Consider the following 13014-nt stretch of genomic DNA (forward strand, 5'->3'; position numbering starts at 1 on the left):
CCATGGGGTGGCAAGACGGCGGCGCCAGCCACTGCGCATTCTCGACCCAGAGACAACGTACTCAATTGTCGGGTAAGCCCGCCTTGGTCACTGGCCCGAGCTTCACCTCCACCTTGTCGATCGCGCCGGCAAAGCTGCCGTTGCCCGGCAGAAGCGGGCTTACCGGCACGCTACTGTCCAGCCCGATGTCGAACGTTTCGTTGGTATTGGCATGGCCCCGGATCGACCGGTCGAGATGTTGGCGGGCGACTTCCTTGCCGTCGATGGAGATGATGATGTCACCCCCCTTGCCCGCGCCACCGCCGCCGTAGTCAAAGGCGTAGCGTAGACGTACCGGCTTGCCGACCGGCACTGCCTGTCTCCCGGCCACATCGGTCTGGTCGGCGGGAACGGGTGCAAAGGCATGGGCGACATGCGGCACACCATCCTTCAGGAAGAAACTCCATCCACCCATGGCGCTGCCCACTGCTGCGATCACGCCATCGCCCTGCCCCGCAGCGATGCGAATGTCGGCATCGATGGTGAAGCCGCGATTGAAGATGGCTGGCCACACATCATGACTCAGCATAATCCCCTTGCCGTAATAGACGTAATGATCGCGCGGGCGGACCATCGCCCCACTGAAGGCGTTCATGCGAGTAAAGGCGGTGCGATCGTCGAGCGGATAGACGCTGTTGCGTTTCGCCTCTTGGTCGAACAGCGCCTTCATCTCCGCCAGCTTTACCGGATTGCTGGCAGCCAGGTTTCGGCTCTGGCTGAAATCCTTGCTCAAATCATAGAGTTCCCATGGATAGTTCAGCGTCAGATTGTCCGCAGCATCGCGGCCCGTCACCATGTCCCATGGCTTTTTGAGCGGGGTCGTCGCGGCCAGCCAGCCATCATGGTAGATGGCCCGGTTGCCGAGCATCTCATAATACTGGGTGCGACGGTGCGAAGGCGCCTTGGCGTCGGCAAAGCTGTACGACAACGCGATTCCATCCATCGGCCGCTGCGGCACGCCATCGACCGTCGCGGGCTGTGGCACACCGGCGGCAGACAGGAGAGTGGGCGCGATATCGATGACATGCGCATATTGACCGCGCAGGCCCCGAGCCTTGATTCCTGCTGGCCACGACAGCACCATACCGTTGCGCACGCCGCCTAGATGCGACGCGACCTGCTTATATTGCGGGAAAGGGGCGTCCATCGCGATCGCCCAGCCCGTGCTGTAAAGGATCGCCGAATCTGGCCCGCCAAACGTCGGCAGCGCGGCCAGTTTCTCCACATCGGTGGTGTGGCGGTTGGCGATTTCGCCCGACTCGCTCAGCTTTCCTTCGGACGACCCGGCGGCATCGGCGCCATTGTCGCCTTCGACAAAAGCGATCAACGTATTATCGCTCACGCCCATGCGATCGAGTTCGTCGAGCATTCGGCCTAGCTGCGCGTCCTGATAAGCAAGCATGGCCGCGAATGCTTCGATATAGGCTTGCTGGATACGTTGTTGATCAGCATTGAGCGTTGCCCAGCGTGGCACCGCGGCCGGCCATTCGGGCAGGCGGGTACCGGCGGGGACCAGGCCCAGCCGCTTCTGGCGCGCGAGTGTCTCTTCCCGTACCTTGTCATAACCCTGCGCAAACTTGCCTCGGAAGCGGGCGATCCAGTCAGCGGGAGCCTGCAGCGGGGTGTGGACCGATCCGGGCGCAAAATAAAGGAAGAAGGGCTTATCCGGTGCTGCTGCCTTCTGCGCGTGTATCCACCCGATCGCTTCGTCGGTCAATCGCTTGTCCAGCACATCGCCGATCGGCGCGTCGGGAACAGGCGAATTGTCGTTGTAGAGGTTAGGCCGCCACTGGTCAGTCGCCGCGCCCAGAAAGCCGAAGAAATGTTCGAAACCCAGCCCCAGCGGCCATTGGTCATAGGGACCGGCGGCGGAACTCTGGCCGACGGGGACGTTATGATGCTTGCCTATGAACGCCGTATTATATCCATTTCCCTTCAGCACCTTCGCGATCGTCGCGCTGTCGCGGGGAATGATCCCGGTATAGCCATCATAACCGGTCGCGAAATCCGTCAGCGCGCCGGTCGCGACCGCATGATGATTGCGCCCGGTCAGCAGCGCTGCGCGCGTGGGCGAACACATGGCGGTGGTGTGAAAGCGGTTGTACAGCAGGCCGCGCGCTGCCAGCCGGTCCAGATTGGGTGTTGGGATCGGCCCGCCGAAAGTCGATGCCGCGCCGAACCCGGTATCGTCGGTCAGGATCAGGATGATATTGGGCGCACCGGCGGGCGCAGTGGGCAGGCGCGGATAGACGGGTAGGGTCTTCGCCGTGTCAGGGTCCGTCACGGTGACGCGCGCTGGCTGCGGCAGGGGCAGAACGGTGCGCGCGACGCCCGCGCCTCTATCCTGCGCGTGGGCGGGAAGCCATGGCAGCGTCAGGGCTAGGAGGCTGGTCGTCAGCAGTGCGCGACGTCTGGTCATAGGCCTGTCCTTACGGTCATGTGGTCGCCTTCTGTGCTACGCCCCCAATTGTCGTCGGTCATCGGCGCGCACAGAGCGGCGGCGGCCATGCGGAGCATATCGGCATAACCAGGCATTGGCATTTCGTCCGCTGCGCCACCATCCATCATCGCGATGGTGCCGTGGATCATTGCAGCGACCGCCCCGAGGCGCGGCGCGAATGCTGGCCGTGCGTCCGCCGGCATCGTGTCGCGCAGCTGGTCGAGCAGCTGCTGCGTAATGGGAAAGCGTGCGCCCAGCGCCACACGAACGGCCATGCCGCCGGACCGGCCTAGCCCGGCGAGAAACCGCGCATAGCTGCGGTGGCCATGAATATCAGTCTGTTCCAGCAATGGCCGGTAGAGGATGTCGAGCAGTACCGCCATCGACAGCGGCGCGTCCCCCTTGGCCGCGAGAAGCGCGGCGCGCCGTTCCTCGATCGGCGGCAGTCGGTGCAGGATGACGGCGGCGGCCAGTTCCGCCTTGCCGCCGAAATGATAGGCAACAACATTACTGTTGGCACTGCCAGCCGCGCGCGCGATCTGCCGCACGCCTACTCCGTCGATGCCGTGATCGGCGAACAGCATTTCGGCCGCATGGATCAGCGCGAGCCGGGTTCCTTGGCCGCGTGCGTCCATGCTTGTAGGGTGTACCGGAATGCTCACAGGATCGGCGCGATGAAGGCATGTCAACTCCTTGGGTCCAGAACAAGATGACATAGGTAAGCCTCAACTGAACCCTCTTAATACAATCGTATTAGACCTGAAGCTGCGGCCAAGACAAGCATTCCAATGGCACGGAAACGGAAATGGCCGGCATCGCTGCCGGCCATTCGATATGTGATGGCGTGCCAAGAGGCGCGCCGGACGAAGGATCAGGCCTGCGCCGTCAGCCCCGCAGAAACGATTCCGGCCAGTGCGCACGTCTCGTCATTGTCGGACGTGTCGCCAGTGATGCCCACGGCACCAACGATTGCGCCCGAGGCGTCCTTGACGATCACGCCGCCCGCCGCTGGGATGATGCCGCCCTGCGAGATCGGGCCGAGCGAAGCGATGAAGGTCGGGCGATCGGCCGCCATGTCGCCGATCGTGCGCGAATTTACGCCCAGCGCCAGCGCGCCCGAGGCCTTGCCGGTCGCAATCTGCGGGCGCAGCGTGGAAGCACCATCCGCGCGCTGGGACGCGATCAGATGCCCGCCCGGGCATAGCACGGCGATGGTGAGCGGCTTCAGGCCCATTTCCTTGCCCTTGGAGAAGGCGGCGGCGATTATCGTGTTGGCCTGATCGAGGCTGATGGCACCCATGGTCTAACTCCTTGTAAAAGCGGGATGGTCGGTAAGCGCGGGCGGCACGGGGCCACCAGTCGCCCAGTCAAGCAATTCGACAGTGTGAATAACGGGCGTGCCAGAACGGCGGCCGATCTGCACCGCGCACCCGATATTGCCCGTAGCGATAACATCTGCCTCCAGCTTCTCGATCTGAGCGACCTTGCGGTTGCCCAGCTTGTCAGCGATTTCCGGCTGGAAGATATTATAGGTCCCTGCAGACCCGCAGCACAGGTGCGATTCTGCAGGGGTCTTTACTGTAAAGCCCGCGTCGCGCAGCAGCCGTTGCGGTTGGGTGGCGATCTTCTGCCCATGCTGCATCGAACAGGCCGAATGATACGCAACAGTGATACCAGCGCTACGCTGTCCTGCGACCTTGGAAATGTCTATGTCGATCAGCAGTTCGCTGATGTCGCGCGCCATCGCCGACACTTGCTCTGCCTTCGCCGCATAGGCGGCGTCGTTGCGTAGCATGAAGACATAATCCTTGATCGTTGTGCCGCAGCCCGACGCGGTGATGACGATCGCGTCCAGCCCCTGCTCGATCTCGCGTGTCCAGGCATCGACATTGCGCCGTGCTGCTTCCAGCGCCGCTTCTTCCTTGCCCATATGGTGGACGAGGGCACCGCAGCATTGCTCTCCCGCCGCGAAAGATACGCCATAGCCACAGCGCTCCAGCAGCCGCACAGTCGCGGCGCGGGTTTGTGGGCTGAGCACCGCCTCGGCGCAACCTTGGAGCAGCACGACGCGACCCTTGGGCGCGGCAGGTGCGACAGCGCGGGCCGACACGGCCAAGGGCAGGCTTTTGGGGGCCAGCTCCAGCATGGCAGCCAAAGGCTTCAGCGCCGCGATCCGGCCGATCAATGGCGCTAACGGTCGGCCCAGCTTCGCCGCGACCAGTGCCGCGCGGAAGCGTGCGGGATGCGGCAGGACGAAGGCAACAAGCCCGCGAAGCATCCGGTCGACAAAACCGCGATCATGATGCTCCTCGATATAGGCGCGAGCGTGATCGACCAGGTGCATATAGTTCACGCCCGACGGGCAAGTGGTCATGCAAGAAAGGCAGGACAGGCAGCGGTCGATATGCTTGACGACTTCAGGCGTCGGCTTGCGCGCATGTTCCAGCATGTCCTTCATCAGATAGATGCGGCCGCGCGGGCTATCCAGTTCGTCGCCCAACAGGACATAGGTGGGGCAGGTTGCCGTGCAAAAACCGCAATGCACGCATTTGCGGATCACCGCCTCCGACGAGGCCATGGCCGGGTCGGCAAGCAGTTCGGGCTTGAATTCAGTCTGCATGGGGCTCGTCCAGGAAGCGGCCGGTCTCGAACAGGCCCATAGGGTCGAAGGCGCGGCGGACGCGCGCGGCAAGAGCCGCTTCGCCCCGAGGTTGGGGATGAAGGGCTGGAACGCGCGAACGGATGTCTTCGGGCGCGCGTAACAGCATCGCATGGCCGCCCGCCGCGGTAACGGTGGCGCGCACCATTGCCGGATCGGCCTGCGTATCATGATGGATAAGTCCACCGGCCCAGTCGGCGATCCAGCGGGCGCCGTCCTGCGCCAGAGCGCGTACGACACCCAACCCGGCCTTGCGTGGCACGCTGAGCCGCCAGAGCGTCGATGCATCGCTCAGCGCCGCCGCGTCCGCAAAAGGTTGCCACAGCATGGTCGCCTTGTCGCCCGCCACCTCCTGCGGCGCGCCGAACCGGGCGAGCGCGCCTTTCAGCAGGAGCGCGCGCACGCTGACAGAGGGGCCGAAGCCCTCGATACGCACCAGTGCCGCACCACCTTCGGGCAGATAGGCAGCGGCGGCGACATCGGCGGGCAGCCTCATCGCCTGCCCCATCAGTTCCCATGCGGCGGCATCGTCCAGCTCGGACCACACCAGCGTCAGGCTCTGGGGCGGGCTCGGCAACACCTTGAGCGTCACCTCGGTCAGCACCACGAGTCGACCCCAGGCGCCGCAGATCAATTTCGACAGGTCGTAGCCGGTCACGTTCTTGACCACCTTGCCGCCCGCCTTGAACCGCTCGGCGCGGCCCGACACAGCTTCAAACCCCAGCAGATGGTCACGCACCGCCCCGCCCGACACGCGCCGCGACCCAGACAGGCCCGCACCGATCACGCCGCCGATGGTTGATCCGGGCGCGCCCTGCGGCTCGAACAGGAAGGCCTGGTTGCGCTCGGCGAGCGCCGCCTCCAGCTCGGTGAGCGATGTGCCAGCTTTCGCCGTCAACACCAGTTCGTCAGGATCATAGGTGACAATACCAGACAGCGCGGCGGTCGACAGCCGCTCGGCGTCTGGCGTGGGCGCGCCGAACGCGCGGCGCGTGCCGCCTCCAGCGATCTCCACTGTGGCGCCGCGCGCCGTTGCGTCGGTCAAGATAGCGACAATGTCGTCGGGTGTATGGGGCTGATGCATCAGAAGCGTGGAATGTCCGGGAAGGGGAGCTGGCCACTATGAACATGCGTCCGCCCCAGCTCGGCGCAGCGATGCAGCGTGGGGAAGACCTTGCCCGGATTGAGCAGCGATTCCGGGTCGAACGCGCATTTGACACGCTGCTGCTGCTTGAGGTCGATCTCGTCGAACATTTCGGGCATCAGGTCGCGCTTCTCGACTCCCACGCCATGTTCGCCGGTCAGCACGCCGCCCACCTCTACGCAAAGGCGCAATATGTCGTTGCCGAACGCCTCCGCCTTGTCGAGCTGGCCCGGCTGGTTGGCGTCATAGAGGATCAGCGGGTGCAGATTACCGTCACCCGCGTGAAAAACATTCGCCACGCCCAGCCCATATTGCTCCGACAGCGCGGCCATTCGCTGAAGCACTTCGGGTAGGCGACGGCGGGGGATGGTGCCGTCCATGCAGTAATAATCCGGCGCGAGCCTGCCCACGGCGGGGAAGGCAGCCTTGCGACCAGCCCAGAAGGCTAGCCGCTCATCCTCGTCGCGCGAGATGCGCAGGGTCGTCGCGCCATTGCGCTCGGCTAGGGCGGCAACCTCGTCGATCAGATGATCGCATTCGGCCGCCGGGCCGTCCAGCTCTACGATCAGCAAAGCCTCGACATCGAGCGGATAGCCAACATTCACGAACGCCTCCGCCGCATGGATCGCTGGCCGGTCCATCATTTCCATGCCGGCTGGGATGATGCCTGCCGCGATGGTATCGGCTACGCATTGGCCAGCCGCCTCCACTGCGGGAAAGCCTATCAGGAGAGCGCGCGCCGTTTCCGGCTTGGGCAGGATGCGCACTGTTACCTCGGTCACGACGCCCAGTAGCCCTTCGGATCCCACGATCACGCCCAGAAGGTCCATACCCGCGCCATCCAGCGCCTTGCCGCCGAAGCGCAGAATCTCACCCTCGATCGTGACGAGTTCGACGCCCAGCACATTGTTAGTGGTCAGACCATATTTCAGGCAATGCACGCCACCCGAATTCTCTGCGACGTTGCCGCCGATCGAACAGGCGATCTGGCTCGACGGATCGGGGGCATAATAATAGCCTTCGCCTTCCACCGCGCGGGTGATGGCGAGGTTGGTGACGCCCGGCTGCACGACCACGAGCCGGTCCTCATAATCGATATCGAGCACGCGATTGAACTTGCCCATGCCCAGCAGCACCGCGTCGGCGAGCGGCAGCGCGCCGCCCGACAGCGACGTGCCGGATCCACGAGGTACGACCTTCACGCCCTCACGCTGGCAATAGCGCAGGATCTCAGCGACCTGCTCGGTAGTTTCGGGCAGTACGACGACCATAGGCGGTTGGCGATAGGCTGTCAGCCCGTCCGACTCATAGGGTTTGAGTTCCGCCGCGCTGTCGATCACGCCTTCGCCTGGCACGATCATGCGCAGGGCGGCGACGATCGCATCGCGGCGCGCGAGGACACTCTGGTCCGGTTCCGGCATCTTGATCGACATGACGCTTTAATTCCCCCCGGGCTGCTGCCGGCGGATCAGAGCTTCCTGAACCACCGACGCCAATATGTGCCCGTCCGCGCCATACATGGCGCCCCGATTATAGCCAAGGCCGCCCCCCGAAAAGGGGCCTTCCATCGCATAGAGAACCCGCTCGATCGGGCACGGGCGGGCATGAAACCAGATGGCGTGATTGAGCGACACCGACATCATTTGACCATCGAACAGCGCTGTTGCATGCGTGGTGCGTGACGGAAAGTTCGCACAAGCGTCCGTCAAGTAGGCGAGTGTCGTGTAATAAGCGACCGGATCGTCCTCCGGCGGCTTTGGATGCGGCCGCAACCAGGCGATGGTTTCCGGCCGGGCGCCGGCCTTGCCCAGCCCTTCGTCGGGGTCGAGGAAATAGGTGTCAAAGGTGCAGCGCTTGAGCACGCGGTCCATCGTCACGGAATCGAGCCGGTCGGCGCGGTCACGCACATTCTGGTGCAGCGACGTCAGCGTCTCCATCGGCGGAAAAGCCGGCGCCTGCGCGCCATGTTCGGCCTCGCCCTCTTCCCAGTCGTGGAAGCTGACTTCGGCCCGAAATACTTCCTTGCCGTCCTGCGTCGCAGTGACGCGTCGGTGCGCGAAGCCACGCCCATCACGGGTCCGCTCGACATGGTAGTCGACCGGCCGAGACCCGCGCGCCCTGCGCAGGAAATAGCTGGTCATGGCATGCGGCGCGCGGCCCGGCGCGCTGCGCATCGCCGCGCCCACCGAAAGGCCCAGATATTGCCCTCCAAACACTTCACCGCCGAAATTGGTGTCCGGCCGGACCGAGCACCACATGTCTTCGCCGGCCGGTTCGAGCGCCAGCAGAGCGCCTACATCGCCCGTCATGCCGTCAGTCAGGTCTTGGGGACTGTCAGGCGCGCTCAACTGCCGCCGCCATGGTCAGTGCGCAGTATCTTCTTATCGATCTTGCCGCTTGCGATTTTGGGCAGTTCGGTCACGAACACCACGTCTTTGGGCTTCTTATAGCTAGCGATCAGCGTCCGGCTGTGGGCGATCAGTTCTTCCTGCGTGGCGGCCTTGCCGGACGCGAGCACCACCACCGCGCAGACGGTTTCGCCCCATTGTTCGTCGGGACGGCCGATCACCGCCACTTCCGACACCGCCGGATGCTGAAGCAGCGCTTCCTCTACCTCGCGCGAATAGATATTCTCGCCGCCCGAGATGATCATGTCCTTCTTGCGGTCGACCAGATAGAGATAACCGTCCTCATCGAAGCGGCCGACGTCGCCGCTGAAATACCAGCCGTCACGGATCGATTCGAGCGTTGCGGGTGAATTATTCCAGTAGCCCCGGAACATGACCGGCGATTTCAACACCACCTCGCCTACTTCGCCCGTCGGACAGTCGCTCCCGTCCTCGTCCACGATACGAATTGCGGTGAAGCGGTAGGGGAAGCCAGTGGAGGCCAGCCGCTGCTGCTCGGCTTCCGATCCGTCGGGGCGGTGCATGTTCATCGGCAGCCAGCCGATACTGTTCCCTTCGCTCGATCCCAGCATCTGAAGGAAGACCTGGCCGAACACGGCCATGCCCCTTCTCAGAACAGTGGTGGGCATGGGCGCAGCGCTGTAAATGATCATGCGCAATGCGGAATAGTCTCGCTGTTCGACGCTGGGCGATTGCAGGACCATTTGCACCATGGTGGGCGCCAGTAAGGTATGGGTGATGCGGTCCGCCTCCAGTGAGGCGATCACCTGCGCCGGGTCGAACTGACGGTGGACGACCACCGTGCCGCCGTTCGCCAGCATGCAGAGTGCGATCGACATCCCGCCTATATGAAACAGGGGCATTACGCACAGGAAGCGGTCGCCCGGATTATTGCCCATGGACGGCACCAGCACCTGCGTGTTGAACGCCATTTCGCGCTGACCCATGATGCAGCCCTTTGGCCGCCCGGTCGTGCCGCTAGTGTAGATCAGGCTGGCGACGTCATCTTCGGCGGCGCGCGCCTTGGGCATGTCATATGGCGCAGCGGCCAGCAGGGCTGAATATTCCAACGCGTCCGGCGCCTCGGTGCCGATCACCACTACCGTCTCGATCGCGCCCACCTGCTCCCGGATGGCTGGGATCATCGCGGCATATTGATCCTCGATCAGCAGCACGCGGGGCGCGATGTCGTTCAGGATCCAGACGATTTCGGGCAGCGCCAGCCGGAAGTTGACGGTGGCAACGACATAGCCGGCGGTCCAGCCGGCGACATAGGCCTCGATGAATTCCAGATTGTTCATCGACATGACCGCCATGCGGTCCTGCTTGCGCATGCCGAGGCCTTCAAGCGCTGCGGCGAGGCGACAACCGTTGCTGAACAATTCCCTATGGGTGCGCGTAGCGTCGCCGCACAGCACGGCGGGGTCGTCGCCGAAGCGACGGGCATTCTCCTCCAATATGTGACCGATGGTCAGGGTCGTGCCGGACTGGATCATGCGCCTATTCCCTGAGCTCCGCGATCCAGCGCGGCTCGCGCTTTTCCAGGAAGGCCGCAGACGCTTCTTTGGATTCGTCCATTGAGGAGGCAAGAGTGGTGAACAACTGCTCCACGCGATAGCCTTCGGTGATCGACATGTCCTCGGTGACGTTGATCGATTCCTTCATCAGCCGGATTGCAGCCGGGCTCTTGCGCGCTATCTCGTCGGCGATATCGAAGGCGGCGTCCAGCAGCCTGTCGGGCGCAACGACTTCGTTGACGCCGCCATAGGATTGCAGCGTACGCGCGTCGATCTTTCGCCCGGTCAGCGCCAGATAGCGCACCAGCTTGTCGGGCAGCAGCCGCGCGGTGTGCCTCGTACCGCCCATGACGCCGACGTTGATTTCCGGTAGGGAGAAGACCGCAGTCTCCGAAGCGACCATCATGTCGCAGGATGAAGCAACGACTAGCCCCGCGCCCAGCGCAGCGCCGTTGACGGCGACGATCACAGGCACATCGCACCGACGGATCGCGTCGAAACAACCGCGCGAAATTACCGAACGGGCGAGTTGCCCCTCGGTCGTGCGCTGGCTCAGTTCCTTGACGTCCGCGCCAGCGCTGAACATCTTGCCTGCCGCCGTCAGCACGACGGCGCGCACCTTGGATTCTTGTCCTATGGTGGAAAACAGGTCGCGCAGCCCCTTGAACAGAGCCAAGCTCAGCGCGTTGACAGGTGGACGATCGATCGTGACCAGCAACACACCCGGATGGGCTTCAGGCCGCGTGACGGAAAGGCCTTCGACTTGCATTTGTCCCCCATGGAACCTGAAAAATGACACACCGCCTGGATCGGACGGATTAAGATCGGGGCCGCTCAGATGCGGCCCCGACGAACAATAGTATCGGTCCTTAGACGGTGAGGCCCATGAAGTTCATACCGTTTTCATACATGATCTTGCGGGTTTGCTCTTCCGTCAGGTCGCGACAGGCTTCCGCCGCGAAGTGCCGCGGGGTTTCCGTGCCCTCGGCATGCGGATAGTCCGAACCCATCATCAGCCAGTCGGAATTGCCGGTTTGCTCGACCATCATCTTCAGGTTGTCTTCGGGATAGGCGACGACGCCGATATGACGCATGAAGATCTTGCTCGGCCGTTCCTTGAGCTGACCGCCGGGCCAAAAGCCGTTCTTGGCGATGCCGCGGCACTTGTCCATCTTTACCAGCATCGAGGGCACCCATTCGGATCCGTTTTCGGCAGATAGGATCTTGATGTTAGGGAAACGCTCGAAGAAGTTCCAGAAGATGAAGCTGGATATCGTCTCGACCATAGGCCGTTCCGAATAACCGTGCATCCACACGAAGGCGGTCTGCTTGATGCGGCTCTGCTGCATCGGCTCGCCCCAGACCGCCATGTGATCCTTCATATAGATGGCTTCACCGACATGATAAACGACGCGCAGGCCAGCTTCATTGACGATCGACCAGAAGGGGTCATGATCGGGGTGAGCGGGAGGCTTCCCGTTGATCGGACCCATCGGCATCAGGATGGTGCGCGCGCCGTTGGCGATCGCCCACTTCACCTGCACGCAGGCTTTCTCGACATTCTGGAGCGACATCAGCGGCGCGGAAAAGATGCGGCCCTCATAGTCGAAACGCCAGGCGTCGAGCATCCAGCGATTATAGGCATCCAGGATGCGGTAGGCAGGCTCTTCCTGATCAAGATAGCTGACCAAGGCCACCATGTCCCCGACATAGATGAGGCTGGAGCGGACGTTCCATTCGTCCAGCTTCTTTACGCGCTCGGCCGGCGAAAGCATGTCAGGGGTCTTATCGACCTTGAGGTCGATGTCGGCCTTACCTTCCTTCATCGCACGCAACCATTCGTGCAGCTTGCCGGGCGCAGGAACCTTGCCATCCTCGTCCAGATGGTCCGCACTGATCTCGACCTTGCGGGGGCCTACATAAAAAGCGAAATCGCCGTCCGCGCCGCGCTTCTTCTCGATCCCCCAGTCTTCCTTAAGGTCGGCAGGGAAATATTTGGTGAAGGCATCTGGCGTTTCCCAGACATGGGTGTCAGCATCGAAAATAGGTCCGGTATAGGCGGCGGCGACATCGCCGTGCGCGTCTTTAGCCACTGTAGCCATCGTTTTGCTCCTCGTTCGAATCCTGCCGTGCGGGCCTTCAATGCTTAGTTTTTCGTTTTACCTCTCTGGCCATCCCGTCAACATTAGGAAGGGCAAGAGCCCTTTTTGAGCCGACGACATCACATTGCTGATATCAAGAGTGCGAGGGGTAATGCCCCCTGACGCCGCGTGCCGCGAGGCATAAGCTCGCATCCTACCCAACAAGATCAGAAAGACGAGAGGATGACGGAAGTTGCGGCGCGGCTCGACGCGCTCGAAAAGCGTTTGAGCATTGTGGAAGATGAACTGGCGATCATCCGGCTGGTAGCAAGCTATGGCCCGCTGGTGGACAGCGGCAGCCCGGATTTGGCGCCCGACCTGCTGGCGGAGGATGGCGTCTATGACGTTAGCTACGGCCGGATGACGGGACCGGCAGCCTTTGGCTCGCTGCTGAAGGATGCCGAGCATCTCAGCGCGGTGAAAAACGGGATCGCCCACGTCATGGGATTGCCATGGGTGCGCGTGGACGGTGACCGGGCCGTGGCGATCAACTGTACGCAAATCTATCTACGCAAGGACGGCGAATACGCCATCTTTCGCATCGCGCAGAATGTCTGGAAACTGGAGCGACGGCCTAATGGCTGGAAGATCATTGAGCGCACCAACCGGCTGATCGGGGATGGCGACGATGCCCGCGCCCTGTTGGAAGCAGCGGTCTGAATTATA

Annotated in this window: 11 protein-coding genes; 1 reads left to right on the forward strand and 10 read right to left on the reverse strand. The window is 62.8% G+C overall.

The annotated features are described in order from the left end of the window. Positions 1-61 precede the first annotated feature (61 nt). From ACZ1JM_RS01680 to ACZ1JM_RS01725, 10 genes are all read right to left on the reverse strand, one after another. A complete protein-coding gene (locus ACZ1JM_RS01680; RefSeq protein ID WP_465132369.1) occupies positions 62-2458 on the reverse strand; it encodes an arylsulfatase in 2397 nt (798 codons plus the stop codon). Next, complete coding sequence (locus ACZ1JM_RS01685; protein WP_465132370.1) at positions 2455-3114, reverse strand: TetR/AcrR family transcriptional regulator; 660 nt, start codon at positions 3112-3114, stop codon at positions 2455-2457. The genes ACZ1JM_RS01680 and ACZ1JM_RS01685 overlap by 4 nt, the downstream gene beginning before the upstream one ends. Positions 3115-3350: 236 nt before the next feature. Next, on the reverse strand, positions 3351-3779 hold the full coding sequence (locus ACZ1JM_RS01690; RefSeq protein ID WP_465132371.1) for a GlcG/HbpS family heme-binding protein: 429 nt from the start codon (positions 3777-3779) through the stop codon (positions 3351-3353). Between the two features lie 3 nt (positions 3780-3782). Further along, positions 3783-5099 (reverse strand): glycolate oxidase subunit GlcF, encoded by a 1317-nt coding sequence (gene glcF / locus ACZ1JM_RS01695; protein WP_465132372.1) that lies wholly within the window; start codon positions 5097-5099, stop codon positions 3783-3785. After that, entirely contained in the window at positions 5089-6222 is a 1134-nt protein-coding gene (locus ACZ1JM_RS01700; RefSeq protein WP_465132373.1) for an FAD-binding protein, read from the reverse strand. Before ACZ1JM_RS01700 ends, glcF begins: the two co-directional genes overlap by 11 nt. Continuing rightward, entirely contained in the window at positions 6222-7715 is a 1494-nt protein-coding gene (locus tag ACZ1JM_RS01705) for an FAD-linked oxidase C-terminal domain-containing protein (protein ID WP_465132374.1), read from the reverse strand. The genes ACZ1JM_RS01700 and ACZ1JM_RS01705 overlap by 1 nt, the downstream gene beginning before the upstream one ends. A gap of 6 nt (positions 7716-7721) precedes the next feature. Further along, positions 7722-8630 carry an acyl-CoA thioesterase gene (locus ACZ1JM_RS01710; protein ID WP_465132375.1) on the reverse strand — a complete coding sequence of 303 codons (909 nt, stop codon included), beginning with the start codon at positions 8628-8630 and terminating at the stop codon, positions 7722-7724. Then, a complete protein-coding gene (locus ACZ1JM_RS01715) occupies positions 8627-10186 on the reverse strand; it encodes a long-chain-fatty-acid--CoA ligase (protein WP_465132376.1) in 1560 nt (519 codons plus the stop codon). The genes ACZ1JM_RS01710 and ACZ1JM_RS01715 overlap by 4 nt, the downstream gene beginning before the upstream one ends. 4 nt (positions 10187-10190) lie before the next feature. Next, entirely contained in the window at positions 10191-10976 is a 786-nt protein-coding gene (locus ACZ1JM_RS01720) for an enoyl-CoA hydratase-related protein (RefSeq protein ID WP_465132377.1), read from the reverse strand. A 100-nt stretch (positions 10977-11076) separates the two neighbouring features. Next, positions 11077-12309 carry an amidohydrolase family protein gene (locus tag ACZ1JM_RS01725; protein WP_465132378.1) on the reverse strand — a complete coding sequence of 411 codons (1233 nt, stop codon included), beginning with the start codon at positions 12307-12309 and terminating at the stop codon, positions 11077-11079. Positions 12310-12531: 222 nt separating this feature from the next. On the opposite strand from ACZ1JM_RS01725, the gene ACZ1JM_RS01730 reads away from it, so the two are divergent. Then, on the forward strand, positions 12532-13008 hold the full coding sequence (locus ACZ1JM_RS01730) for a nuclear transport factor 2 family protein (protein ID WP_465132379.1): 477 nt from the start codon (positions 12532-12534) through the stop codon (positions 13006-13008). Positions 13009-13014 lie beyond the last annotated feature (6 nt).

It is taken from the genome of Novosphingobium sp. BL-S-24, from assembly GCF_055521575.1.